Here is a 24,067-nt window from a genome sequence, read left to right as displayed (position 1 = left end):
CCATATGGCATTGAAAAAACTTTTGGCAGGGCTTTTTATTTTGCTGTTATCTACAGTAAAAGCCCAGAATGAATTTATTACGATCTGGAAACCTGCTTCTACAGTCATACAGCCCATTACGGTAAGTGCTCCCTATCAGGCCAATGATCAGCAAATATGGTTTCCCGGAATTGGTGAGAATTATGACATCTACTGGGAGGAAGTGGGCTATCCCCAGCACAATGGCAGCCTTATTGGTGTAACTTCCACAAAACAGGTTTTTATTGATTTCGGAATGTCATTCGGGCATAAATCGGCAGCAAAATACAGAGTAAAAGTAAGCAATGGCAACGGTGTTTTCAGACAGATCAAATTCGGAGATGTACAGGAGGTACAACTTCCTGATCAGGTTTTCCCGATCTGGCAGATCAACGGCAGCGCCGATAAGATATTGGAAATAGAACAGTGGGGAAACATCGCCTGGACCTCTATGAACAGTGCATTCGGCCACTGTAAACTGATTCAGATTACGGCGGAAGACAGTCCTGATCTTACTAATATTGAAGATGCTTCGTATATGTTTTATGGTATAAAAAGCTTTACCGGTGCCAGTTCTATGCAAAACTGGGATACTTCCAGGATCAAGAATTTCAGAAGCATGTTTGCGATCATGTATGACAGTATCAATACTACCCTTCCTGATCAGTTCAACTCCCCTTATCTTAATAGCTGGAACATGTCATCGGCAACGGATCTCAGCGCTATGTTTGCAGGAAGAGGAATTTTCAACCAGACACTGAACAGCTGGAATGTTTCTAATGTAAAGGATATGAAATGGATGTTTGCTCTTTGTCCCAGCTATAACCAGCCTATGGATAACTGGGATACCTCAAGCCTTGAAGATATTCGTTTTATGTTCCATTTTGATTCTGCGTTTAATCAATCATTAAATAACTGGAATACTTCTAAAATTACGAATATGGCCCATGCTATTCATGGCTGTACGGCTTTTAATCATTCTTTGGAAAATTGGGATATGTCAAAAGTTACCAGAATAGACCAGATTCTGAAAGAAACTCCTAACTTTAATCATTCTCTTGCAAGCTGGAATCTGGCCTCCCTTACTATCGGTGCACAGGCTTTGATGGAAACAGGAATGGATTGTGAAAATTTCAGTAATACACTGGCAGGATGGGCTGACAATCCTAACACGGCAAATAATATTGATTTAGATATCATAGCGCCTCTGAAATACGCTTCCAATGCAGCCGATAAAAGAAATATCCTTATCAATAAAGGATGGATCATGTCCGGAGATACTGTAGGAAACTGTTTACTGTCTTCATCAGACATACAGCCCGGTAAAAAAATTCTGCTCTATCCGAATCCTGCAGTGGACGATATCCATATTGAAGGACTCAGTGATATCAAAGGCTATAAAATTTTTGATGCCAGCGGAAGAATAGTACAGGAAGGAAATCCCGGCAGAGCAATGATTAATATAGGCTCGCTGTTAAAAGGAAACTACATTTTACAACTCATTCTGAAAGATAAAACGATCTCTTCAAAATTCATTAAGAAATAAAACAGAGAAAGCCCCGCTGAACAGCGGGGCTTTTATTGTAAGTTTACGTGTAAACTATTTGTCAAAATGATTAGGATGCTGGGCCTTAATGTCATCTACCGTTCCCAGCACTTTATCTTTTAAAGAATCCTGATATTTCTGAAGCTTTGCCGCTACTTCTTCATTACAGCTTCCTAAAATTTTTGCAGCTAAAATTCCGGCATTCAAAGCTCCGTTCAAAGCTACTGTGGCTACGGGAATTCCACCAGGCATCTGAAGAATAGATAACACTGAATCCCACCCGTCTATAGAATTACTGGACAAAATCGGAACTCCGATTACCGGAAGTGTTGTACAGCTGGCCACCATTCCCGGAAGATGAGCTGCTCCTCCTGCTCCTGCTACAATTACCTTCAGGCCTCTCTCCTGAGCTGTCTTGGCATAATCGAACATTCTTTCAGGGGTTCTGTGTGCGGAAACAACAGTTAATTCATAAGGGATATCAAGGCTTTTAAGAAAATTTGCAGCCTGCTCCATGATCGGCAGATCACTCTGACTGCCCATAATAATTCCTACCATCTTCAATTTTATTAGATGCTCAAAGATAAAAAATAAAGCTGGAAGTTGAAGGAAGGATGCCGGAAGTTCTATTAAATACTATCAAATATGCAAAACTAAACTAAACTAAACTAAACTAAACAGCAACCATTCCATTAACAACGACCAACCCATACCCCAATCTGTATCAGTAAAAATCCAAACAACTGTACCCATCACAATTGTATTAAAACCTCTACATTTGCCCGTTACACTACTGATTTACATTGAAAGATTATAAACTTATTTTTGCGGTTCTTACTGTTGCCATTGTCTGGGGAACTACTTTTTTAGCGATCCGCGTCGCCGTGGAAACGATCCCCGCATGGTTTGTAGCAGGAATCCGGCAGTTTACGGCTTCTGTTATTATGTTTTTTATTCTTCTTTCGAGAAAAGAATTCAAATGGATTGGCTGGAAAAGTCTGGGGTATCAGATTATTTTTGCTTCCCTGATGCTGGTAGTAGCTAATGGCATGACCACTGTAGCTGAAGAAACGGTTTCCAGCAGCCTTGCCTCACTCATCAGTGCCTGCTCCCCTATTCTGGTATTTCTGGGGAGTGTAGCGATAGGCTTACAAAAATTCAGCTTCCGGGCACTCAGTGGTGTTTTGCTCTGTTTCGGCGGGATTCTTTTTATTTTCTGGGATGGTATTAAAGATCTTGCCAACCCCGATTACAGAATGGGTATGATTTTTCTGTTCTGCGCTATTGCAGGCTGGGCTTCCGGAACTATTTTTACCAAAAAATTAAATATCCAGAGCGGTAATATAACATTGAACCTGTTCTATCAGTTCCTGTTTGCAGGGCTGGTTCAGATTATTTTTGCATTTCTGTTTTCTGAAAATTATAACTTCGGAAACTGGACTCTTAAAAGTATTTCAGCTATGGTATATCTTGCTCTTTTCGGTTCTGTAGCTGCTTTTTTCGCTTTCCACTATGCACTGACGAAAATTTCTCCGGTACAGGTTTCTATTCTGGCCTACATCAATACCATTATTGCCATATTTCTGGGCTGGCTTATTATGGATGAAAAAGTGACATCTAAATTCATCCTGGCTGCCGTAATGATCATCTGCGGTGTTTTTATTATCAATTACAAACCGGAAATGTTTAAAAGACAAAGATTGGAATAAAAGACCATTTATCATTTAAATTTGTTCTCATCTGTTTCATCTGTGGGTAAAAAATGCATTAAGACTTTAAGAAAATCACTGATCACTATTATCAATTCCATTCGCTTTTAACCATTTTAAAAAAAGTTCCGTCCATTCTCCGGTACTGGTTCCTTTTTTACCCAGTCCCCAGCCATGCCCCCCTGACTGAAACAAGTGTAATTCAGCCGGAATTGCATGGTCTTTTAACGCCCGGTACATGAGGATACTGTTTTCTACAGGAGAAATAGGATCATCTTCAGACTGAGCCAGGAAAGTGATGGGAGTTTGTGCATTCACCTGTTTTTCAACAGAAAGCCTGATCTGATCCTGAGTATCAGAATCTTTCCCTAATAAAGATTTAAATGAATGAGTCGTATTATTTGGTGGCAGCATAGAAACTACCGGATAAATCATTGCGGTAAAATTGGGTTGGGCAGAAATTAAGTCAATATCATCCTGAGCCTGATAATACGCTGTGCTGAATGTAGAAGAAATATATCCCGCAAGATGTCCGCCGGCAGAAAACCCGAGTACCCCAATCTTATCTGGATTGATCTTATATTCTACAGCCTTCTTTCGGATAATACGTAAGGCGCGCTGTGCATCCTGAAAAGCCACTGATCTTGTTGCCCAGCCTTCTTCCGGAAGTCTGTACTGAAGCTCAAAAGCTGTAATCCCCAAAGATTTCAGCCATTCTGCAGCAGGAAATCCTTCTGATCCGGATTCGATATGGGCATATCCGCCGCCACTGATTATGAGAACGGCTATTCCATTAGGATTTGCCGGCTGATGAACAATAAGCTTAGGAGTAGTGATATTCGTAAGAGACCCCTTGGGAGAAATGATCATTTCGCCTTTGGGTCCGGGACCATCAGGAATGGTTTTCCAGAGATTGAGAGACGGTAACTGCGCTTTTGTGGAAAGTCCGGCCTGAGCTGAAAACAAGCTTCCGAGAAATAAAAAAGAGAAAAAAATATTTTTCATTCCATTTAATTTAATGAAAAAATAATATCAATAATCTTACCTAACCTATCCAACTGTCTTTTAACTTATTAAAAATAATCTAAATCAGATATGCTTCAGTTGGGTTTTGTATTTCCCTCATTTTCCTTATATTGTATACTCCAACTAATACAATATGCTGAAAAACACATTTTTTTTATTTCTGACCGCTTCTTTTCTTCTTGTAAGCTGTGATTACAAAGAGAAAGAAAAAAACCTGACAGACAGGGAGAAACAATTATTGGAGAAAGAGAAAGTATTCGCCAAGAAAGAATCCGAATATCAGTCACTTCTTAAAATGAGAGACAGTATTTTTGCCAGGAAAGATTCTGTGGTAATTGCTGCTGCCTGGCCCACAGAAATTTCCGGTGCATGGAACGGAAAAGTAATCTGTACAGAATCCAACTGCAGCGAGTATGCTGTAGGCGATCAGCGTACTGATCTCTGGGAGTTTGATAATGATTCTACCCAGCCCATTACTAAGATCATCAATAACAATAACCTGGTACGGCTGTATACGGGCAAGTTTGAAAACAATGAGATTAGACTGTCTTTTAAAACAGATTCTACAGCCAAAAAGAATGTAGAGATGAGCGTTCTTCTCAATGATATTTCGGACAACAAGATCAAAGGAACAAGAACCATCACTTCTGATGGCTGTACCGCCAAGTTCTCTGTTGAATTAGTACGTTCCACAAAATAAACACTTATGATTTTACTGAGTATACACAACCTGAGTCTTCCTATAGAAGATCCGGTACTGAAGTTCCTGTTGGTACTGGTCATTATCCTTGCAGCACCACTGCTGCTTAATAAAATTAAAGTTCCGCATCTTTTGGGGCTTATCATCGCCGGAGCTATTATTGGCCCGAACGGATTCAATGTTTTATCCAGAGACAGCAGTATTGTGGTAACGGGAACTACGGGACTGCTCTACATCATGTTCCTGGCCGGCCTTGAGATTGATATGGGAGATTTTAAGAAAAATAAATGGAAAAGTCTCACCTTTGGTATTTACACATTTACGGTTCCTTTTGTTCTGGGATATCTGGGAGGATATTACATCTTACATTTCTCCATGCTGACTTCCATTCTGTTTGCAAGTCTTTTTTCGTCTCATACCCTGATTGCTTATCCGTTGGTGAGCAAGCTTGGAATAGCTAAAAACAAAGCAGTTAATATCACCGTTGGAGGGACCATGATCACAGATATTCTTGCTTTATTGGTACTTGCTGTGATTGTGGGAATGTCTCAGGGTGATGTAGGAACCGAATTTTGGGTTAAATTATCTGTCTCTTTTGTTGTTTTTGCCCTGATTGTACTTATTGTATTTCCTATCATTGGCCGTTGGTTTTTCAAAAGAGTGGATGATAAAATCTCACAGTATATTTTTGTACTGGTGATGATTTATCTGGCTGCGATGCTGGCTGAACTGGCTGGTGTAGAAGCAATTATCGGAGCATTCTTTGCCGGCTTGGCTTTAAACCGGCTTATTCCTCACACCTCTTCTTTGATGAACAGAGTGGAGTTTGTGGGAAATGCCATTTTTATTCCTTTCTTCCTGATCAGTGTAGGAATGCTGATTGATTTCAAAGTTTTCTTCAAAAGCTGGGAAACACTGGAAGTTGCAGGAATTATGCTGGCAGCATCTATCGGGGGGAAATATCTATCTGCGGTAGCCACTCAAAAAACATTCAGACTCACCAAAGAGGAAGGAAAACTGATTTTCGGATTGAGCTCTGCATCGGCAGCGGCAACACTGGCTTCTGTAATGGTAGGATATAACATCATTCTTTCTGAAACCGAAACCGGAGAGCCGGTAAGATTATTGAACGAACATGTGCTGAACGGAAGTATTTTACTGATCCTGATTTCCTGTACCATTTCCTCTTTCATTTCAATGGCGAGTGCCCAAAAAATTGCGGAAAGTGATAATGAAGATACCGTATCCGGAAATACGCATGAAGAAGAAAATATACTATTGGCGATTAACCACGAAGCTACTGTAGAAAGAATGGTGAATCTGGGAATCCTGATCAAAGCACACTCCAACACCGAAGATTTATTTGCTTTGAATGTCATCAATGAAGATAAAAATGAATCTTCCGTAAAGAATGCAGAGAAACTTCTTCATCAGGCGACAGATGCGGCCGCCGCCGCAGATGTTAAATTACAGGCTTTAAAAAGATATGACAATGATGTGATCAACGGGGTCAATAATGTAATCAAAGAACAGAAAATCACAGACCTTATTATTGGGCTGGAGGATGAAAAAGGGTTTTCTCCTTCTTTTGTATACAATCTTTATAACGGTTATCTGCAGAATGATGATGTGAATGTTCTGGTTTATCATGCGGCACAACCACTTTCCACCATTAAAAAATATGCGGTCATGATTCCTGAAAATGCTCATCAGGAAGCCGGCTTTTTCCACGCTTTGCTGAGAGTCTGGAATATTGCCAGAAATTCAGGAGCAACAGTAATTTTTTATGCGCCGGAAAACATTCTTGATATTCTTCAGAAGATCATTAAAAAAGCCAATATAGAAGCAGAATTCATCATTATGAACACCTGGCAGGATGGCGAAAGAACCGCTGCACAGTTGAAAGATGATGAAGCCTTGATTATTCTGATGGCAAAGCGCGGTATGAAATCTTATATCCCGAGAATGAGACTGATCCCTGAACTTCTGAACAGGAATCTGAAGGATAACAATTATCTTCTTATTTTCCCTTTCTCGGAGTATGACAAAAACAGCCCTGAAATACGTTCTGTTGGAAATCATGGCGATTTTGTGGAGATTGGAAATGTGATTCAGAAGATTTTTAAATAAAAGGCAGGGAGCTGGAAGAGGGATGCTGGAGGTTGCCGATGTGTGAATAATCATTCTTTGTTAAATTATTAAACAATTCAGCATTAATAGGATCGGGCTTTAGCCCGATATAAACAACATGGGTGCATTCGGCTTTAGCCGAAACCTAAAAAATAAGTTTTGGCTAAAGCCGATTGAATTGATAATCTTTTATAAACGAACGGGCTAAAGCCCGTTCCTATTGAATTTTGTATTTTGGCAAAAAAAATAACCTATGAAACAAATTATCGGATTTCTCTTCTTTTTCGTGTCCATCATTCTTTCTGCACAAAACCTCACTCTTTCTGATAAAGAGCTGAAAAAGAAACTGGACTCTATCAAAACTGAAGGAAATCTACTCTACACTTACGAAAATGCATCATGGCATGCAGGAGATATTGTAGGTAGCAATAAAAGACTTGCTGAAAATACCGGAAGCTATATCACCTATCAAAAAAATGACACCATCAAAACTTCTTTTCTTAATAAAGTCGGTAATATGGTGATTGCAGAACTTTCTTTCAAAAATAACCAAACAAAACCTGTGAAAGAAAATTTTAAGGAAAGGGTAATTAATGAAACTGAAACCAGATTAAAAAATATCCGTTCTACCATTATTCCGCAGTTATCCGATCCAAAATATGCAGTAACGGTACCACAAGGCTATAGCCTTAATATGATTATTATCCCGTTTAATGAAAACTATAAAGTGTATTTAATACCAGGTACGGCACAGTCCGGAGTCATTCCTTTCGGAAATGATTATCTTTTTGTTTCTGATAAAGAAGGGAATATTATTTCCCATAAAAAATTTCATTCAAGACTTATTCCAACCTCTACAGTATTGGAAAATGGAGGAACAGTAACAATGTCTACTCACAGCCATTTGGCAACCAATCCTTTTATTTCTGCAACGGACATTTGTACGTTTAAACTCTATGCACCGCTTACAACTCTGGACGAATTTTCGGTTTTGTCAACAGCTTTAGGAACTTATATTAAATACAATTATAAAAAAGACAATATTGAGGTTGTTAAGAAGCCTTAATTATAAAAGCAATTATATTATCAATAGGATCGGGCTTTAGCCCGATATAAACATCATGTGTGCATTCGGCTTTAGCCGAAACCTAAAAAATAAGTTTTGGCTAAAGCCGATTGAATTGATAATCTTTTATAAACGAACGGGCTCCCTTCGGCTACGCTCAGGATAATAGCCCGTTCCTATTGAATCGTTTGTAGAACAACATAAAAAGGAGCTGTTTTAAAGATAAAACAGCTCCCTTTATCTATTTTAAACTGATATTACTCAGCAATTACTCTTACCATTCCTTTCACCTGCACAAGCTTTTCCATCAGCTCTTCCCTGGAGTCTGCAAGAACGTTGATATGTCCCATTTTTCTTCCAGGTTTGGTTTCTGTTTTTCCGTATAGGTGGATGTAGGTTTCAGGCAGTTTAAGGACTTCTTCCATTCCTTCATAGATTACTTTTCCTGCATACCCTTCTGCCCCTACCAGATTCAGCATTCCGCTATAAGTGATAGCATCAGTATCTGCTAAAGGCAAGTTTTTTACCACACGGTACATCTGCTCAAACTGCGAGTTGGTATTTCCTTCCTGGCTCTGGTGCCCAGAATTATGCAGCCTTGGCGCGGTTTCGTTTACCCATACTTTCCCTTCTTTATCAAGGAATAATTCAATGGCGAATAATCCCGGAGAATTTACCGCATTCAGGAATTTTTCCGTAATAGAATCAATCTGGTTCTGAACATCTTCCGTCAGAAGCACCGGGCATACATTGAAATCCAAAAGATTCAGCTTTGGATCGGCCACCATTTCCGTTACCGGGAATATATTGGTTTCTCCTTTCTCATTTCTTGCTACAATAACAGAAAGTTCTTTATCAATATCTACCAGACTTTCAATTACAGAGGCTTCAGTCCATAAGTGCTGATAATCTTCCTCCGTTTTGATCACCTGTACTCCTTTTCCGTCATACCCTCCGGTGTTCATCTTCTGAACAAATGGCAAGGGCATGATAATCTTCTCATCACTGTTCCATACCACCTGGAATTCCGGACTTGGAATATCATGAGCTTTATAAAATTCTTTCTGAAGGATCTTTTGCTGTATTGTTTTAATGATGCTGGCATTGGGAACCACCTTTATTCCCTGTTTTTCCAGTTCTGCCAATGCATCAGCATTTACATGTTCTATTTCAATGGTTACAACGTCTTTATCTTTTCCAAAGTCTAAAACCGTTTCATAATCATTAAAATTTCCCTGTGTAAAATATGAGATATTGTGACACGGCGCATCAGAAGCCGGATCCAGGGTATAAAACTGGTCATCATACTTCAGTGCACTTTGTATCAGCATTCTTCCAAGCTGTCCGCCTCCCAGAATTCCTATTTTCATTTTTTATTTGTATTAGATTTATTCTTTATTGAATTTTATCAATTTTCAGATAGCCAAGTCCCATTGGATTTTCCTGATTTTCTTCATCAGATTTCTGAAGAATGATAGAATATTTTTCTTTCATATAGGAAGGAAGAATATCACTTACATTGAAGATATCATCAATATCCACTCCATGCTTATCATCAATATGGCTTACCGCACCTTCAAATCCCATAGTCTGGTAAAATTCAGTAGCTTTTGCTCTTTTTACGATCTCACCCATAGACTGCCCTACCATCAGATGCTGCTCATGAAACTCCTCAAAGAAACCAGGCTTATACCCTCCTAGATTGAGGAAAAACAACTGATTTTCTGATGTTTTTTCTCCTTTTTCCACAATCTTTACCTTATACCCGTCTGCAAATCTGACTTCCTGGTAGCAGTCCAGGTGAATTTTTCCTTCTGCTTCCTTCCAAAACTCTTTCATATCAGGAATCAGGTCTTTCAGATTCTCCGCAATTCCGAAGAAAACATCGTGCTGTTCAATATTTCTTCCTTTAGGGGTAGCCCCGAGGATGACATAAAATAATTTCAATTGATTTTTCATGCATGCAAAAATACGTTAAATTTATCTTTTTCAAATGTTTGGCAGACTACTACAATAATTTTATATTTGTAACATTATTTGTAGTATGTCAGAAATCATCATACTCTTCCTTGGTGCAATCTCCGCTGGTCTTTTGGGTTCACTTACGGGTTTAGGAGGGGGAGTTATCATTATTCCTTTATTAACGCTGGGTTTCGGCGTTCCAATGCATTATGCTATCGGTGCTTCGCTCATTTCTGTGATCGGAACTTCTTCCGGCGCGGCTGTAGCTTTCGTAAAAGAAGGCTTTACGAATATGAGAATCGGGATGTTTCTCGAAATAGCGACCACAGCAGGAGCCATTGTTGGCGCTCTGGTTTCAGGGATGCTTAATCCTAATACCATCGGAATTATTTTCGCCAGTATTCTTCTTTTAACGGTTATTTTAAATCTTAAAGGAAAACCGGACCACCAGGAACCTTTGGTGAAAGGAAGTCTGGAAGAGAAATTAAAATTGTACGGTACTTTCCCTGACAAAGGTGTTCTGAAAAGCTATTCGGCAAGAAATACCGTTCCGGGATTTTTGATGATGATGTTTGCCGGTGCCATGTCTGGTCTTTTAGGGATTGGATCTGGAGCATTAAAGGTATTGGCAATGGACAATATGATGAAACTGCCTTTCAAAGTATCTACAACCACCAGTAATTTTATGATTGGAGTAACGGCAGTTGCCAGTGCGCTGATCTATTTTCAGAGAGGAGAAATTATTCCGGTCATTGTAGCTCCGGTATTGATAGGCGTTGTCATCGGAAGCTTTATTGGCTCAAAGACGCTGATGGTATCAAAGACCAAAAAATTAAAAGTATTTTTTGCCATTGTGATTACCATTCTTTCAATTTATATGATGTATAACGGTATCAACAAAAGCTTCAGGTAATGAAAAAGAATTTTACAGATGTAGATCTGAACCGTTCCGTAGGAAATCTTCTGAGACTGGGTGTTATTTTGTCTGTGGCAACATCACTTATTGGTTTTATCAAGTTATTTTTTGAAGGTTTTACAATGCCCGAAAAATATACAAGCCTTGTAGTAGGGACTTCTTCTGAAAAAGTTTGGGGACATTTTTGGAATTCTCTGTGTAAAGGAGAAGGTACAGCTATTATTCAGCTGGGTATCCTTTTGTTGATCTTCACGCCTTTAATGAGAATTGTTTTCGCGTTAATAGGCTATTTAAAAGAAAAAGACTACGTATATGTAGTCATTTCTTCTATTGTTTTAGCCATTATGGCGGTGAGTTTCTTTGCAGGCTACGCCCACTAATTTTCACATTTCATAAAACTCTAACGGCTGCTGGTCGGGATCCTGGGTAAAGAAAAATTCTTTTCCCGTGAATTCGTCTATACGAATTTCCTCACAGGTAAGTCCCTTACCTACCAGTTCATTTCGTTTTTCTGTAACATTTTTTACCGAGAAAGCAAGGTGTCTTAAACCACAAGCCTCAGGACGTGACGGACGTTTGGGCGGATCCGGAAACGAAAATAATTCAATGACGTACTGATCACCGATTGCAAGATCGAGCTTATAAGACTGTCGTTCTTCACGGTATACCTCGCGGATGATGGTAAGGTCCAAAATATCCGTATAAAATTTCTTTGACACGGCATAATCTGAACAGATGATTGCAATATGATGAATCTTCATTTTTATAATTTTAAGTTCTTTTTAATTGATTATTGTATTTCTTTACAGTTATCTTTTCTTCTGGTATCAATAATATATTGGATTTTCCATTCATTATTCTGCTTCACCAGCTGAAAACTATTGGCTCCGCAGTGAGAAAGCTTGCCTTTTAAATAAAAAGAATAAGGTGTAAACACACTGGCAAGGTTTCCATCTTTATGAATAGCTTCTATGAGAATTCTTTCATCCAGATCTCCTTTTGTAAATTTTGAAACCGAAGCTACGAAATCCTGTATGCTGTCGCTTTTTACGACACCGTCTTTAGTGATAGTTTGAAGCACAGCATTCTCTGCAAAAGCAGATTTTACCAGCTCTGAATCTGCATTTTTCATGCCCAGAAACAGGTTACGGATAGGCTTTTCAATATCTTTATTTTGCTGACCGAAAGCTGAAATAGTCATCAGTAGCAGGAGTGCCATAATTTTATTCATAGAACAGATTTAGATAAATAAAAATAGATAAAATAAAATTTAAATTGATTAACAAATTTTAAAAATCATTTTTCTTAAATTGTGATCAAAATTATTTCATAGCATTTATATGTGGATTATTTATCTGATTCTGGCTCTCCTACTACTGGTCATGACTATACTGCCAAAAATTCAGCATTCTCACTGGATATTCAGAGTGCCTGAATTTGCTAAAATACAGGTTACTTACCTTATACTTTTCACTTTTCTACTGGGACTTTTTACAGATTCTGTAGAATATTTATGGTATTATCAGGGTATTCTGCTGGCTATGTTCGTTTATCACAGCAAAACGCTCATCCAATACACACATTTTTATCCCGTAAAGAAGCACAGGCAGCGACACAAATCTTCTGATAAGCTGCATTTTATTTCAGCTAATGTTTATCAGTTCAATAAAGAATATGAAAGATTCGCTGGTCTTATTAAAAAATATAATCCTGATTTTTTCATGACCATGGAAAGCAATGGTGACTGGGAAAAAGCAATGAGACCCCTGGAAAAAGAGTACGGCTATCAGCATAAGGTAACCCTGGAAAACACGTACGGAATGCATTTTTATTCCCGAATCGAAATCACAGAAGCGAAGACTCATTATTTTGTAGCTGATGATATTCCAAGCATTGAAATCCATATGAAAACAGCGGATGGTTTTTCTTTTGTTTTCTTCGGAGTTCACCCGCCGCCGCCCAGCCCTACCGAAGAAGAAACCTCCAAGGAAAGAGACGGAGATCTTCTGAGCACGGCCAAATGTGTAAAAGACATTAAGAAACCAGTTATTGTAGTGGGAGATTTCAATAATGTTGCATGGTCAAGATCATCTGTACTTTTCAGAAAAACAAGTCATCTGATAGATCCGAGAATCGGGCATTCTTTTGTTTCTACGTTTCATGCAAAATACCGCCTGTTAAGATTCCCTATCGACCTGATGTTTCACAGCGAAGATATTTTTATTAAACAGCTGAAGACCTTGGAAAATTTTGGTTCAGACCACCTTCCTGTATATTGTGAGTTTTTCATAGATCATCATAATGATGCACAGGAAGAGCTTATAGAAACGGCTACTTCTGAAGAGAAAGCAGAAGCCGAAATCATGATAGAAGAAGGAAAGAAAGAAGATGGCGAACGGGAAGCTGTTGTTACCGAAGACTAAAAAAGTGGGCTGAAGCCCACTTTTTTTAGAATATTGTTGAATTTTAAAACCTCATCACATCCTTCACGACTCCATTCTTCTGGGTGTACTGCAATAGTTCAGCTTCAATGAAGCTTTTGATTTGATCTTCAGCACCACCAGGAAAGAGAAGGTGAACATTGGCTCCTGCATCCAGGGTAAAGAATAAAGGCAGCTTTGTCTCTCTTCTAAAATCCCATATTTTATTGATCACTTCCAGTGTACCTGTTTTCATCAGGATAAAAGCCGGTTCGCTCATCATCATCATCGCATGCAGTGTGAGTGCTTCATGCTCAACCAATTTGATGAAGCTCTCCATATCTCCTTTTTTAAGGATTTCTTTCATCGGAACAAAGTTTTCTCTGGCCTCCTGGAACCTTCTTTCTGCGTAAGGATTCGTTTTCATCAAACCGTGTCCTACCGACGAAGAAACACTCTTCTGACCCTCATGGATTAACAGCACCCAATCATTAAAATTTTTGAAAACTTCATGAATCTCAGCATCCGGATATTGTACTCCGAACAGATCTGAGCTCCCCGATACCTCATCAGTTTTTCCCCACACCACAAGTCCATTATACAAGCTTCTGCAAGCACTTCCGCTTCCCAGTCTTGCTAAAAATGAAGCCTTTCTTAAAGATTCTTCCTCAGATTTTTTTCCGGTAAATGAAGCGTCCAATGCCATCAGACATTTTGCGATGGCACCAAATCCTGAAGCTGAACTTGCAATTCCTGAGCTGTGCGGAAAGGTATTTTCCGTTCTGATCACGTATTTCCCTTTTAAAATCCAGGGAAGGTACTGCTCTATATTTCTGAAATATTTTTCAATTTTTTCGGCAAACTTCACTTCTTCATTTCCAGCCAGAAAAGTCTGTACCGAAAAAGTTTCATTTGCAATAAACTCCATTGAGGTATTGGTCTTACAATGGTTTAAAGTATAGCTGATACTAGGATTGGCAGGAATCTGATCCGCATATTTCCCCCAATATTTAATCAGGGCAATATTAGACGGGCAGCTTTCTGAAACCGTTTGGGTACGAATATTGAAATTTTCTTTTCCTATAAAATCTTGTGTCGTCATAGTTTAATTTAAGTGTATTACTTAATACATCTTTTCTATAATATCTGCGTATTTTTTGATCACTACATTTCTTTTGACTTTCAATGTAGGGGTGATTTCTCCTGTATTGATATCAAACTCTGCGGGCATTAAGGTGAATTTCTTCACTTTTTCATAGTCCGAAAGGTGGTCCTGTAGTTCTTTAATTTTTTCTTTATAAAAATGGATTACCTGTTCATTTTTTACAGCATCTTCCCAATTGGTAAAAGGAATATTATTTCTCTTAATATAATCCTGTAAAAACTCAAAATTAGGAACAATGAGTGCTGAAACAAACTGTCTTCCTTCCGCAATCAGCATGATCTGCTGGATGAAATTATTATTGGTGAGAAGGTTTTCTATCTGTTGTGGAGCAATATATTTTCCGTTAGAAGTTTTCATCAGGTCTTTGATCCTGTCTGTGATGATCAGGTTTCCTTTATCATCAAACTTTCCTGCATCACCGGTTTTAAACCAACCGTCTTCTGTGAATACTTTCCGGGTTTCTTCAGGCTTGTTGTAATATCCTTTCATAATTCCATTGCCTCTCGCCTGGATCTCATCATGCTCTCCGATGCGCATTTCTACTCCCGGAAGAGGTTTTCCGCTGGTTCCGTGTTCAAAATGAGTCAGGGGGAAAAGAGTCAATGTAGCTGTAGTTTCAGTTAATCCATATCCAACGGTTACGTGAATCCCTACTGACTCAAAGAAGCGGGTAACTTCCGGTGACAGAGACGCTCCTCCGCAAGGCAGAAACCAAAGTCTCCCCCCCATTTTGTCTTTAATTTTACTGAAAACCAACAAATCTGCAACGGATTCTTTAAATTTTAATCCAAAAGGAATTGGTTTTTCATTTCTTCGTAATTCGGCAGTCTCCCATCCGGTTTTGAGCGCCCAGTTAAAGATTTTTTTCTTTAACGATGAACCCTCTTCTGCTTTTTCCAACACTCCGGCATATACTTTCTGGAAAAATCTTGGTACCGCGCACATGGCCGTAGGTTTTACTTCTTCCAGTGCTTTCGCTACATTTTTCGGATCTTCCAGGAAATAAACACGGGCACCGCCGTATAAGCTTAATAAACTCCAGCTTCTTTCAAAAACATGGCTTAAGGGCAAGAATGCCAGTGAAAGCTCTTCTTCAAAGTTTTTAAACTTAAAAAATTCAAAATGGGAATCGAATGCTTTGATAAAATTTCCATGAGTAAGCATTACCCCTTTTGGTGTTCCGGTAGTTCCGGAAGTATAAATTAATGTTGCTGTATCATCATTTTCTTTCTTACAGATTTCCAGCTTAGGTGAAGCTTTGGCGATAAAATCTTCAAGATAAAAACTGTTGAATTCTTTCTTGATCCAAACTGCTTTTTTGGAAATAATAATCATTTCCAGGTTATTTTCCTGCTTATGTAAGAACTCAAGACAGGCATCATACTGCATCTGATTTCCTACCATAACAACTTTTGCTCCGGAGTCGTTGATGATATGTTCTGCCTGCTCGGCATTATTGGTTGAGTAGATAGGAACCGTAATAGCACCAATTGCCATTGAAGCCAAATCCATGATCATCCATTCGGAAGAATTATCTGAATAAATGGCGACTTTGTCATTTTCCTGAACTCCGGATTCTTTTAAAGCATTGGCAGTTTTAAAAATAATTTCGCTGAATTTTTTCCAGCTGAGTTCTTTCCAGCCTGCATCTTTCTTTTTAAACCCGATTGCTCCTTTTATAGGATGCTTTTCTACATTTTTAAGGATAATTGCCTCTGCAAGGTTCATTTCTTCAGCTTTTTGTCGTTAATATAATTATTCAGATGAAAGTCTATACTTTCTTTTACGGGAATAAACTGATAGTTCAGCTTTTCTTTGACTTTGTGATTGGAAATGGTGTTGAATGATGAAATGGCTTCAATATTTGACCGGGTAACCATTTTCAGCTTCGGGATCAGCCATCCGAAAAGAGCATTGGCTAATCTCCCGATATTTAATTCTGTCTGTGAAAGAATTCTGGCCTCTTTAAGCCCCAGGCGGGTTCTTATCTGTCTGGCAAGATCGGCGTATCTGTTATTTTCAGCAACAATGATAAAACGTTCTCCGAAAAGATTATTTTCCATTAATCCTATTGCCGTATTGGCAACATCTCTTACGTCAACGTAAGCAGATCCTCCCGAAAAGGTAAAACTGTTGTCTTCAAAAGTAGAGAAAAGCTCGCCACTGCTCTGATGCCAGTTTCCGCTTCCGATGATCATTCCCGGATTAATAATGATTACATTCAGCCCTTCTGCAGAAGCTCTCCATACTTCCATTTCAGATAAATGTTTAGAAATAGCATAGGCCGAATGTTCCAGTTTAGGATTAAAGTCGGAATCTTCATCCAATTCCCCTTTTTCATTGAAATTATCAAGAACGGCTACAGAACTTACATGGAGAAATTTTTTAACGTCTGATTCTTCGCAGGCATACAGAAGATTTTCTGTACCCTTGATATTGGTGTGGTACATCTCTTTTTCATCTTTTGGATGAAAGCTTACTTTTGCGGCACAGTGATACACCTCATCTACCCCTTGCAGCGCAGTTTTCAAAGAATCGAGGTCATCAAAATCTACGTTGATCCATTCAATTTTATTGAAAAAATCGTCAGGATTCTCCGTATAAAAGCTGTATGAATGCTTTACTTCGTTTATATTGCTGCCCGGTCTTTTGGAAGCACGCACCTGTTTACCTCTTTTAAGAAGCTCCAGTACAATTATTCTTCCCAGAATTCCGGTAGCACCCGTTACAAAAATCATTAATTATTTTCTTGATTGCTGACTAAAATATAACAATATTTTCTATCCGGCAATTCTTCACAAACCTCTGAGGATTTCTCTGAAAAACTGCTTTTGCAAATTTGCGATTTTTAAAGCATAATTCAGCTTTATTTAACCAATATTATCATTCTGATCAATAATAAACCCGGATTTTATCAATTACAATGGATGGTCAAATTAAAAGTCCTGAAAGAATTAACAACTTTCAGGACTTTTATGCTCAAGAGGGGTTCTGTTTTTTAAGCTATTACTTCATTATTTCTTCTTGGCGCTTTATCACAAAGAACGTCTGCAATACTTTTTGAAATAAGGTTTCCTTCTGTAAGATTATCCAGCCAGAAAAACTCTCCTGCAGCATTGATCTCGATGAAATAATATTCGTCTTCAGGGGAAACTATCATATCGACTGCTCCGTAGTCTACGTTGTAAATATCAAGAAGTTCCAGAAGTTTTGCCTCTACATCTGCAGGAAGTTCTGTTCTGTTCCACTTATCAATAAGATTGACACCATCTTTCCGCCAGTCTATTTTAGCATCTTCGGATTGCTGAGAATCTATTTCAAAGGCATAAACATCTCTGCCCACAATGGTAATTCTGAGTTCTTTTTTCTTCTGAATCATTTGCTGAAACTGCATCGGGCAGTACAGTAATGAATCCAGCTCTTCCAGCTTATCTTCACTTACAACGTTTGTAAATACCACATTTTCTACCCCGTCTTCGTAGATGGCAAAACCGGTTTGCATTTTGGCCACTACATTCTGATGTTTCAGGATAAATTTTCTGGCTTCATCCGGATTATTGGTAAGACAGGTTGCAGGAATAGTCAATCCTAATTTATCTGCAATTTTTAACTGTTCTTCTTTACTGTCTAATCTTCTGTAAACACTTGGCTTCCCCAGAGAATAAGCATCCACCGATTCAAAAAATCCGAAAAGGGTATTGCGGATTTCTCCCATTGCCGCTCCGTAAAACTTGGAATCCATTTCTTCTTTAAGTCCTTTTCCAATATTGTAGGCTCTTCTGTACCAGATGGCAGAAATATCGTCCAGGCGGTGTTTTGCTTCAGGTGTTTCAAGGTAACTCACCCATTCTCCGTCCTGAAAAATAGTGGAAAGTTTGTTTTGTAAGGGATAAATATCAACATCAAAACGAATAACTTCACAATTATTTTTTTCGATGTATTCTGTTACTTTTTCAATAGAAAAGTTATCTGCGGTATGGGTTATAATTAAAATTTTATTCATGAAAATTGATTCTTTTGATAATATTATCGGCAATTCTTTCTGCGATGGGGAAACCAAGTTCTTTCTGCAGCATGCCCCATTCTCCCTGTGCATTCACTTCAAGAAAATAATAGTGACCGTCTTTACCTTTGATCATATCAATGGCTCCCAAATAAAGCCCTATTTCTTTCATCATGGCGGTGAGATTGTTTTTGATGGAACCCGGAAGTTCATACGCTGACCAGAAATAGCCTTCGCGGGCAACTCTCCAATCTGCATTTTCGCTGTTATTGATCTTTCCGGTGAAAAATTCACCGTCAACATAGACAATTCTCAGCTCATATTCTTTGTCAATATAAGGCTGAAAAATCATCGGACAGTAAACAATATCTGAAAGATGTTCCAGAGATTCCTCTTCAATAACAGTAGTGGAGATCATATTTTCGCCTGACATCGTTTTTGCGGTTACTCCGTGAAGCTTAGCAATGGCTTTGCCGTGACAGTACTGATCAAAAAATGCTTTTATTCTTTCTTCATCATTAGAAAAAATGGTTTTGGGAATCGTTAAGTTATTGTTCTTTGCAATTTTCAGCTGAAACATCTTGTTTCCATCCACCTTTTTTTCATTCTCATAAGGATTAATCCAGGGGATATCTTCCAAAATGGTCAACAGATTGTACCGGAGACTTCCATATTCGTTCAGGAAAACTCTTTCGTAATCCTGATCCAGCTCTTCGGGAGCACTGATTCTCCAGGCTTTCCTGTGCCATACCCCTTGTATGGTGTCAGAATGGATGGTATTTCCATTTTCATCCGTTAATTCGAATGAATTTTCATGAATGCTTATTTTCTGAAGATGATTCAGGCGGTCAGAATTCAGCCTGAAATAAGGAATATTTTTGGAAGTAAGGTATTGAAAAAAAAGATCAATATTATAAAAATCCTGTGAATGGGTGATGCAGAGAATCATTTGCCGGCTTTTATTAAAAAGGGAAACTTACTAATTTAAGTTTCCCCTGCTATTTATTACATATTCTACCAGATCTTATAGCGGAATAATGATCGTATCATCATCACCGTCAGATGGATATTTCAGCGTATGCATCATATCGTCTTTGGGAGAAGTTACCGTATCTACAGCTGGTTTTGTGATCATATCTCTTTCAGGAATTGAGATAATATCTGTTCCTCCTTTTACGGTTTCAGGATCCTTCACCTGTTTTTCTAAGAAAGACGCGAAAAACGGCTTCTTTTTTGAGTTGTTGCTTTTCATAAAGTTTTAGTTTTGATTTGAAATTATTGGGCGTAAGCTTATTTTCTTATACTTCTAAAACATCCTCATCACCGTCAGAAGGATATTTCATTGTTACATTGTCATTATCAGGCTTCGTAACACTATCTTCCAGCGCTGTAGTAGTGATGTGGTCTTTGATTACTGATGTAATCTGATCTGCAAGAACGGAAGTAATACCTCCTCCTTTTACGGTCTCAGGATCTTTAACCTGCTTTTCAAGGAATGTCGCAAAAAACGGTTTCTTTTTTGAATTTTTGTTTTCCATAAGTTAATATTTTTATTGTTTTGACAATTCCAAAGTACAAAAATTTCAACTTATGGAGAAATAATATCGGGTTTTAATAAAATTTTAACATAATATTAAAAACTAAAGAATAAAATTAATTCAATTCAAGAAAATCCTTAACCACATTTGCAAAATCGACCGGATTTTCTGCCTGCACCCAGTGTCCTGCATTTTTTACCGTTACCACCTTAGCCTTTGGAAACTGCTGTTTGATGCCGAATTCGTCCTGCGGAAGGATATAATTGGATTTTGCGCCTGCTATAAACAGGGTATCTCCATCAAAAACACCGAATTTAACTGCATTAGAAACAAATTCATTATATTTTTCTGACAGCGTTTTAAGATTGAATCTCCACCCCAGTTTTTTATTGTCGTCCCAATACAGATTCTTTGTTAGAAACTGTATCGTAGATTTTTCAGGAATGTATTGATTTAAAACAGCTTCCACTTCATTTCTTGAATTCACAGCAGTAAAGTCCACTGTCTCCAGAGCTTTGATAATCCCCTGATGATGCGGCGGATAGGCTTTAGGTGAAATATCTACAACGATTAGCTTTTCAACACGTTCCGGATATTTTATCGCAAACTGCATCACGGCTTTTCCTCCTAAAGAATGTCCTAAAACGTGTGCTTTCTGAATTCCGTAGTGATCCATATAACGTGCAATATCGTCTGCCAGATCATCGTGAGACATACTCTCAGAATGGAAGCTTCTTCCGTGATTTCTAAGGTCAATCAGATGTACCGGAAGATATTCTCCCAGATCTTTTCCGAAGCTTCCCCAGTTATCCAGCATTCCAAACAATCCGTGAAATACAAGTAGCGGCGTATTTGTAAGGTTTTCGCCAAATATTTTTGAATTTAAAATTTCCATGTTTTTAAGAAGTTAGAGGTGAGAAATTACCATTTTGCCAGTCTCTTCAAATAAGCCTGAACTGTATTTTCCAATCCCATATAAAGCGCTTCAGAAACCAAAGCATGCCCGATGGATACTTCCAAAAGGTTGGGAATAGTATCTGAAAAATATTTAAGGTTTTCTAAACTCAGATCATGCCCCGCATTGATTCCCAATCCGAAATTAGTGGCTTCAACGGCAGTATCATAATAGGGCTTTATAGCCTGTTCTTTATTGGTAAGGTAGTTTTTTGCGTATGCTTCAGTATACAGTTCAATTCTGTCTGCACCGGTTTTAGCAGCATATTCCACAAGCTCCGGTAAAGGATCCAGGAAAATAGATGTACGGATCCCTGATTTTTTAAATTCGGCAATGATCTCAGTAAGGAAATCCAGATGTTTTTTGGTATCCCATCCTGCATTGGACGTAATGGCATCATCCGCATCCGGCACAAGGGTCACCTGCTCAGGTTTCACTTCCAAAACCATATCAATAAAGCTCTGATGAGGGTTTCCTTCAATATTAAACTCAGTCGTAACCAATGGCTTCAGATCATAGACATCTTTTCTGGTGATATGCCTTTCATCAGGTCTTGGGTGGATGGTAATCCCCTGTCCTCCAAATTCCTGAATTTTTACAGCAGCTTCTGTCACACTTGGGGTTTCCCCTCCTCTTGCATTTCTTAAGGTCGCAATTTTATTAATGTTTACGCTTAGTTTTGTCATTTTTTATGTTAGATGTTAGATATGAGATGTCAGAAGCTGGAAGCATGAGGCTGGAAGCAAATCCAGGCATTGTACTTCTATCGGTCTTCTGCATTCATAATCATTTAAAAGTTTAATTCAATTTTATGTAAAAAGGCACTGAATCTTCCAGCTTCCTTCTACGGTTTCCAGCTTTTCTATACTTTAATACTTACCTGCATCACCTGAAGCTCAAATTCTTTTGAAGCCACCAGCAAATGGTCAAAAATATCTGCCTGAATCTGCTCAAAACGTTCCCATTTGGAATCATTGGCAAAGCAGTACACTTCAAGAGGCAGCCCCTGCGGAGTGATATCCAGCTGACGAACCATCCTGGTGCCGTTTTTATCTATATCCGGATCGTTTTCGATGTATTTTTGTGCGTAATACCGGAAGACCCCGATATTGGTAAGCTGTCTGCCATTCACAATTTTATCATTGTGTTCAAGGCTTTCTTTTTCTTTTTTGATTTCTGATGTTCTTTCTTCGAGATAGTCTGAAATTAAGTTGATCTCCTTCAGACGCTCCACATCTTCGTCTGTCAGAAATTTAAAAGAATTGATATTGAAATAAATGGATTTTTTTATTCTTCTGGTGTTGGATTCAGACATTACCTGCATGTTCTTGATCTCTGTTGTCATCAGGTCATACGTTGGAATGGTAGAAACCGTCTTGTCAAAATTGGTGATTTTGGTTGTTAAAAGATTGATTTCCGTTATATTTCCTTCAATGCTGTATTTAGGAATGCTTACCCAGTCTCCCACTTTCAGGTTTTTAGAAGTAGCCACGTGAAGCCCCGTCACAAACCCTAAAATAGTATCTCTGAAAACAAGTACCAGCACCGCCGTAATTGCCCCAAGACTTCCTACAATGGTAGTTCCTTTGATCCCGAAAATCACACAAAGTCCCACTACCGTAAAGATAAAAAGTCCTAAGATTTTTACCGTCTCTGAAATGGCATTCAATGCCATAATTTTGTAGAAATCCTGCTTAATACTGAAATAATTCCTGAATGCGCTTAGCGATCTGTACAGCATACCAGCCAGCATCAGTACCAATCCTAAATTGATACACCGTATGATGAAAATGGTTGTTTTGGGCAGTGCATTTTCCGGAAATATAGATCCCTGGATACCGGCAACAGCAATTAAAGCAGCAAAATGAGCCACAGAATTGGTAATTTTGGCCTGATAAATAGATTTTAAGATGGGAAATTTCTGTTCATTATGAAATAATCTGAAAACAGAATTGATGATAAACTTAAAAATAAAATCTGTAATGAAAAACAGTACAAGAAGTAAGCTCAGTTTTACAATAATATGAAAAACCCAATCCAGCCCGGAGGGTGAAATCTGGGTAATATAAATGTAAAGCTGCTCACTCAGCTCCTGAATAAAGTTTTTAGTTTCTTGTAACTGGTCATTCATTACAGCAAATTTATGAAATTAACAATCATGATAATCAATTTTCATCCCAAAAAGGTGTTCTCCGGAAGATATTTCATGCAATTTTTTGGTAAATCATTTCTCAGAATATCATTGCAGAAAGAATATTGCCGGCAGCATCCATCAGAATGCCGGAGTCACAGAAGGCGGATTCCGGAAAACATGCTCTTAAATTTGTAATAAAATTTTATAACTCCGTTATCAAAGTAGCTTTTTATAAGGCCACTTTTTTTATATTGCAGAGATATTTTTTTTATTATAATGGATACAACTATCATCAATATTTTCTGTCTTATTCTCTTGTTTGTCGGAATACTGGGAACTTTTCTTCCTGTTTTACCCGGACTTTTGCTTAGTATATGCGGACTTCTGATCTATAAATTCGGGACGGATGCAGATCTTCCCATGATCTATATCTGGGCTTTCGGGATTCTTACAGCCGCTTCTGTAGTACTAAGCTACGTGATCCCTGCAAAAACCAACAGAAAATATGGCGGAACACGCTGGGGAAGTATCGGTTCTGTAATAGGAACCATTGTGGGAATATTTCTTCCGATTCCCTTGGGTTTTCTTGTAGGAATGTTTGCCGGGGTATTTATCGGCGAGCTGCTTCATGACAGCAAAGACATGAATAAAGCTTTACGGTCTACCAAAGGAGCACTCATTGGGTTCATTTACGGAACAGGATTCAGCTTTGTGGTAGGAGTGGCAATGTTTTTGGTAGTATTACTTAATATGTTCAATGTCATTTAATTAAATTAAGA

25 protein-coding genes are annotated in these 24,067 nt (G+C 38.4%); 9 read left to right on the top strand and 16 right to left on the bottom strand.

From position 1 onward, the window contains the following. Window positions 1-4: 4 nt before the first annotated feature. A complete protein-coding gene (locus tag BLW74_RS04315; protein WP_089690200.1) occupies window positions 5-1,564 on the top strand; it encodes a BspA family leucine-rich repeat surface protein in 1,560 nt (519 codons plus the stop codon). A 54-nt stretch (window positions 1,565-1,618) separates the two neighbouring features. Here BLW74_RS04315 and purE read toward each other — a convergent pair whose 3' ends face one another. Further along, entirely contained in the window at window positions 1,619-2,122 is a 504-nt protein-coding gene (purE, locus tag BLW74_RS04310; protein ID WP_089690199.1) for a 5-(carboxyamino)imidazole ribonucleotide mutase, read from the bottom strand. Window positions 2,123-2,367: 245 nt separating this feature from the next. Between purE and BLW74_RS04305 the strand changes: the two genes are divergently transcribed. After that, window positions 2,368-3,273 (top strand): DMT family transporter, encoded by a 906-nt coding sequence (locus tag BLW74_RS04305; RefSeq protein WP_089690198.1) that lies wholly within the window; start codon window positions 2,368-2,370, stop codon window positions 3,271-3,273. 75 nt (window positions 3,274-3,348) lie between these two features. Here the strand turns inward: BLW74_RS04305 and BLW74_RS04300 are convergent, their stop codons facing one another. Further along, a complete protein-coding gene (locus BLW74_RS04300) occupies window positions 3,349-4,278 on the bottom strand; it encodes an alpha/beta hydrolase (protein WP_089690197.1) in 930 nt (309 codons plus the stop codon). 154 nt (window positions 4,279-4,432) lie between these two features. Here BLW74_RS04300 and BLW74_RS04295 point away from each other — a divergent pair, with 154 nt between their 5' ends. From BLW74_RS04295 to BLW74_RS04285, 3 genes are all read left to right on the top strand, one after another. Then, window positions 4,433-4,999, top strand: coding sequence for a hypothetical protein (locus BLW74_RS04295; RefSeq protein WP_089690196.1), 567 nt, complete (start codon window positions 4,433-4,435; stop codon window positions 4,997-4,999). A 6-nt stretch (window positions 5,000-5,005) separates the two neighbouring features. Continuing rightward, window positions 5,006-7,129: a cation:proton antiporter gene (locus BLW74_RS04290; RefSeq protein ID WP_089690195.1), complete on the top strand. Its 2,124-nt coding sequence runs from the start codon at window positions 5,006-5,008 to the stop codon at window positions 7,127-7,129. Window positions 7,130-7,382: 253 nt separating this feature from the next. Further along, a complete protein-coding gene (locus tag BLW74_RS04285) occupies window positions 7,383-8,195 on the top strand; it encodes a hypothetical protein (RefSeq protein WP_089690194.1) in 813 nt (270 codons plus the stop codon). Window positions 8,196-8,452: 257 nt separating this feature from the next. Here BLW74_RS04285 and BLW74_RS04280 read toward each other — a convergent pair whose 3' ends face one another. Then, the gene (locus tag BLW74_RS04280; protein ID WP_089690193.1) at window positions 8,453-9,565 is read right to left on the bottom strand and encodes a 5-(carboxyamino)imidazole ribonucleotide synthase; all 1,113 of its coding nucleotides are present in this window, start codon (window positions 9,563-9,565) and stop codon (window positions 8,453-8,455) included. 25 nt (window positions 9,566-9,590) lie between these two features. Continuing rightward, window positions 9,591-10,154: a DUF1543 domain-containing protein gene (locus tag BLW74_RS04275; protein WP_228424764.1), complete on the bottom strand. Its 564-nt coding sequence runs from the start codon at window positions 10,152-10,154 to the stop codon at window positions 9,591-9,593. 85 nt (window positions 10,155-10,239) lie between these two features. Between BLW74_RS04275 and BLW74_RS04270 the strand changes: the two genes are divergently transcribed. Together BLW74_RS04270 and BLW74_RS04265 are read left to right on the top strand one after the other, a co-directional pair. Continuing rightward, entirely contained in the window at window positions 10,240-11,070 is an 831-nt protein-coding gene (locus tag BLW74_RS04270) for a sulfite exporter TauE/SafE family protein (protein WP_089690192.1), read from the top strand. Further along, window positions 11,070-11,453, top strand: coding sequence for a DUF1634 domain-containing protein (locus tag BLW74_RS04265; RefSeq protein WP_089690191.1), 384 nt, complete (start codon window positions 11,070-11,072; stop codon window positions 11,451-11,453). The genes BLW74_RS04270 and BLW74_RS04265 overlap by 1 nt, the downstream gene beginning before the upstream one ends. A 3-nt stretch (window positions 11,454-11,456) precedes the next feature. Here the strand turns inward: BLW74_RS04265 and gloA2 are convergent, their stop codons facing one another. Together gloA2 and BLW74_RS04255 are read right to left on the bottom strand one after the other, a co-directional pair. Continuing rightward, window positions 11,457-11,834 (bottom strand): SMU1112c/YaeR family gloxylase I-like metalloprotein, encoded by a 378-nt coding sequence (gene gloA2 / locus BLW74_RS04260; RefSeq protein ID WP_089690190.1) that lies wholly within the window; start codon window positions 11,832-11,834, stop codon window positions 11,457-11,459. Between the two features lie 29 nt (window positions 11,835-11,863). Further along, window positions 11,864-12,292: a nuclear transport factor 2 family protein gene (locus tag BLW74_RS04255; RefSeq protein WP_228424762.1), complete on the bottom strand. Its 429-nt coding sequence runs from the start codon at window positions 12,290-12,292 to the stop codon at window positions 11,864-11,866. Between the two features lie 163 nt (window positions 12,293-12,455). Between BLW74_RS04255 and BLW74_RS04250 the strand changes: the two genes are divergently transcribed. Next, the gene (locus tag BLW74_RS04250) at window positions 12,456-13,496 is read left to right on the top strand and encodes an endonuclease/exonuclease/phosphatase family protein (protein ID WP_228424760.1); all 1,041 of its coding nucleotides are present in this window, start codon (window positions 12,456-12,458) and stop codon (window positions 13,494-13,496) included. A gap of 43 nt (window positions 13,497-13,539) precedes the next feature. Here BLW74_RS04250 and BLW74_RS04245 read toward each other — a convergent pair whose 3' ends face one another. The 10 genes from BLW74_RS04245 to BLW74_RS04200 all read right to left on the bottom strand — a co-directional run bounded on the left by BLW74_RS04245 (window position 13,540) and on the right by BLW74_RS04200 (window position 23,285). Further along, complete coding sequence (locus tag BLW74_RS04245) at window positions 13,540-14,595, bottom strand: diphosphomevalonate decarboxylase (RefSeq protein ID WP_089690187.1); 1,056 nt, start codon at window positions 14,593-14,595, stop codon at window positions 13,540-13,542. 21 nt (window positions 14,596-14,616) lie between these two features. Next, window positions 14,617-16,386 (bottom strand): AMP-dependent synthetase/ligase, encoded by a 1,770-nt coding sequence (locus BLW74_RS04240; protein ID WP_089690186.1) that lies wholly within the window; start codon window positions 16,384-16,386, stop codon window positions 14,617-14,619. Next, window positions 16,383-17,396, bottom strand: coding sequence for an NAD-dependent epimerase/dehydratase family protein (locus BLW74_RS04235; protein WP_089690185.1), 1,014 nt, complete (start codon window positions 17,394-17,396; stop codon window positions 16,383-16,385). The genes BLW74_RS04240 and BLW74_RS04235 overlap by 4 nt, the downstream gene beginning before the upstream one ends. A 260-nt stretch (window positions 17,397-17,656) precedes the next feature. After that, the gene (locus tag BLW74_RS04230; RefSeq protein ID WP_089690184.1) at window positions 17,657-18,661 is read right to left on the bottom strand and encodes an MvdD family ATP-grasp ribosomal peptide maturase; all 1,005 of its coding nucleotides are present in this window, start codon (window positions 18,659-18,661) and stop codon (window positions 17,657-17,659) included. Beyond that, window positions 18,654-19,610 (bottom strand): ATP-grasp domain-containing protein, encoded by a 957-nt coding sequence (locus BLW74_RS04225; protein ID WP_089690183.1) that lies wholly within the window; start codon window positions 19,608-19,610, stop codon window positions 18,654-18,656. Before BLW74_RS04225 ends, BLW74_RS04230 begins: the two co-directional genes overlap by 8 nt. 75 nt (window positions 19,611-19,685) lie before the next feature. Continuing rightward, window positions 19,686-19,913 (bottom strand): microviridin/marinostatin family tricyclic proteinase inhibitor, encoded by a 228-nt coding sequence (locus BLW74_RS04220; protein WP_089690182.1) that lies wholly within the window; start codon window positions 19,911-19,913, stop codon window positions 19,686-19,688. Between the two features lie 46 nt (window positions 19,914-19,959). Further along, window positions 19,960-20,199, bottom strand: coding sequence for a microviridin/marinostatin family tricyclic proteinase inhibitor (locus BLW74_RS04215; RefSeq protein ID WP_089690181.1), 240 nt, complete (start codon window positions 20,197-20,199; stop codon window positions 19,960-19,962). 115 nt (window positions 20,200-20,314) lie between these two features. Next, on the bottom strand, window positions 20,315-21,094 hold the full coding sequence (locus BLW74_RS04210) for an alpha/beta fold hydrolase (protein WP_089690180.1): 780 nt from the start codon (window positions 21,092-21,094) through the stop codon (window positions 20,315-20,317). Between the two features lie 26 nt (window positions 21,095-21,120). Further along, window positions 21,121-21,840 carry a pyridoxine 5'-phosphate synthase gene (locus BLW74_RS04205; protein ID WP_089690179.1) on the bottom strand — a complete coding sequence of 240 codons (720 nt, stop codon included), beginning with the start codon at window positions 21,838-21,840 and terminating at the stop codon, window positions 21,121-21,123. Between the two features lie 176 nt (window positions 21,841-22,016). Further along, the gene (locus tag BLW74_RS04200; RefSeq protein ID WP_089690178.1) at window positions 22,017-23,285 is read right to left on the bottom strand and encodes a mechanosensitive ion channel family protein; all 1,269 of its coding nucleotides are present in this window, start codon (window positions 23,283-23,285) and stop codon (window positions 22,017-22,019) included. Between the two features lie 279 nt (window positions 23,286-23,564). On the opposite strand from BLW74_RS04200, the gene BLW74_RS04195 reads away from it, so the two are divergent. Continuing rightward, on the top strand, window positions 23,565-24,056 hold the full coding sequence (locus tag BLW74_RS04195; RefSeq protein WP_089690177.1) for a DUF456 domain-containing protein: 492 nt from the start codon (window positions 23,565-23,567) through the stop codon (window positions 24,054-24,056). Window positions 24,057-24,067 lie beyond the last annotated feature (11 nt).

The organism is Chryseobacterium culicis (assembly GCF_900108365.1).
Taxonomy (GTDB): domain Bacteria; phylum Bacteroidota; class Bacteroidia; order Flavobacteriales; family Weeksellaceae; genus Chryseobacterium; species Chryseobacterium culicis.
The sequence above is the reverse complement of the archived record's forward strand: the minus strand, read 5'-3'. Positions and strand labels throughout refer to the sequence as shown.

Excerpts from the sequence above, each read along its gene's own strand:
- BLW74_RS04300 (WP_089690197.1), bottom strand. The coding sequence starts at position 4,278 with ATGAAAAATATTTTTTTCTCTTTTTTATTTCTCGGAAGCTTGTTTTCA.
- BLW74_RS04195 (WP_089690177.1), top strand. The coding sequence starts at position 23,565 with ATGGATACAACTATCATCAATATTTTCTGTCTTATTCTCTTGTTTGTC.
- BLW74_RS04285 (WP_089690194.1), top strand. The coding sequence starts at position 7,383 with ATGAAACAAATTATCGGATTTCTCTTCTTTTTCGTGTCCATCATTCTT.
- BLW74_RS04215 (WP_089690181.1), bottom strand. The coding sequence starts at position 20,199 with ATGGAAAACAAAAATTCAAAAAAGAAACCGTTTTTTGCGACATTCCTT.
- BLW74_RS04230 (WP_089690184.1), bottom strand. The coding sequence starts at position 18,661 with ATGAATAAAATTTTAATTATAACCCATACCGCAGATAACTTTTCTATT.
- BLW74_RS04255 (WP_228424762.1), bottom strand. The coding sequence starts at position 12,292 with ATGGCACTCCTGCTACTGATGACTATTTCAGCTTTCGGTCAGCAAAAT.
- BLW74_RS04235 (WP_089690185.1), bottom strand. The coding sequence starts at position 17,396 with ATGATTTTTGTAACGGGTGCTACCGGAATTCTGGGAAGAATAATTGTA.
- BLW74_RS04270 (WP_089690192.1), top strand. The coding sequence starts at position 10,240 with ATGTCAGAAATCATCATACTCTTCCTTGGTGCAATCTCCGCTGGTCTT.
- BLW74_RS04290 (WP_089690195.1), top strand. The coding sequence starts at position 5,006 with ATGATTTTACTGAGTATACACAACCTGAGTCTTCCTATAGAAGATCCG.
- BLW74_RS04225 (WP_089690183.1), bottom strand. The coding sequence starts at position 19,610 with ATGATTCTCTGCATCACCCATTCACAGGATTTTTATAATATTGATCTT.
- BLW74_RS04275 (WP_228424764.1), bottom strand. The coding sequence starts at position 10,154 with ATGAAAAATCAATTGAAATTATTTTATGTCATCCTCGGGGCTACCCCT.
- BLW74_RS04210 (WP_089690180.1), bottom strand. The coding sequence starts at position 21,094 with ATGGAAATTTTAAATTCAAAAATATTTGGCGAAAACCTTACAAATACG.
- BLW74_RS04280 (WP_089690193.1), bottom strand. The coding sequence starts at position 9,565 with ATGAAAATAGGAATTCTGGGAGGCGGACAGCTTGGAAGAATGCTGATA.
- purE (WP_089690199.1), bottom strand. The coding sequence starts at position 2,122 with ATGGTAGGAATTATTATGGGCAGTCAGAGTGATCTGCCGATCATGGAG.
- BLW74_RS04200 (WP_089690178.1), bottom strand. The coding sequence starts at position 23,285 with ATGAATGACCAGTTACAAGAAACTAAAAACTTTATTCAGGAGCTGAGT.
- BLW74_RS04240 (WP_089690186.1), bottom strand. The coding sequence starts at position 16,386 with ATGAACCTTGCAGAGGCAATTATCCTTAAAAATGTAGAAAAGCATCCT.
- BLW74_RS04265 (WP_089690191.1), top strand. The coding sequence starts at position 11,070 with ATGAAAAAGAATTTTACAGATGTAGATCTGAACCGTTCCGTAGGAAAT.
- BLW74_RS04205 (WP_089690179.1), bottom strand. The coding sequence starts at position 21,840 with ATGACAAAACTAAGCGTAAACATTAATAAAATTGCGACCTTAAGAAAT.
- BLW74_RS04250 (WP_228424760.1), top strand. The coding sequence starts at position 12,456 with ATGACTATACTGCCAAAAATTCAGCATTCTCACTGGATATTCAGAGTG.
- BLW74_RS04295 (WP_089690196.1), top strand. The coding sequence starts at position 4,433 with ATGCTGAAAAACACATTTTTTTTATTTCTGACCGCTTCTTTTCTTCTT.
- gloA2 (WP_089690190.1), bottom strand. The coding sequence starts at position 11,834 with ATGAAGATTCATCATATTGCAATCATCTGTTCAGATTATGCCGTGTCA.
- BLW74_RS04220 (WP_089690182.1), bottom strand. The coding sequence starts at position 19,913 with ATGAAAAGCAACAACTCAAAAAAGAAGCCGTTTTTCGCGTCTTTCTTA.
- BLW74_RS04245 (WP_089690187.1), bottom strand. The coding sequence starts at position 14,595 with ATGACGACACAAGATTTTATAGGAAAAGAAAATTTCAATATTCGTACC.
- BLW74_RS04315 (WP_089690200.1), top strand. The coding sequence starts at position 5 with ATGGCATTGAAAAAACTTTTGGCAGGGCTTTTTATTTTGCTGTTATCT.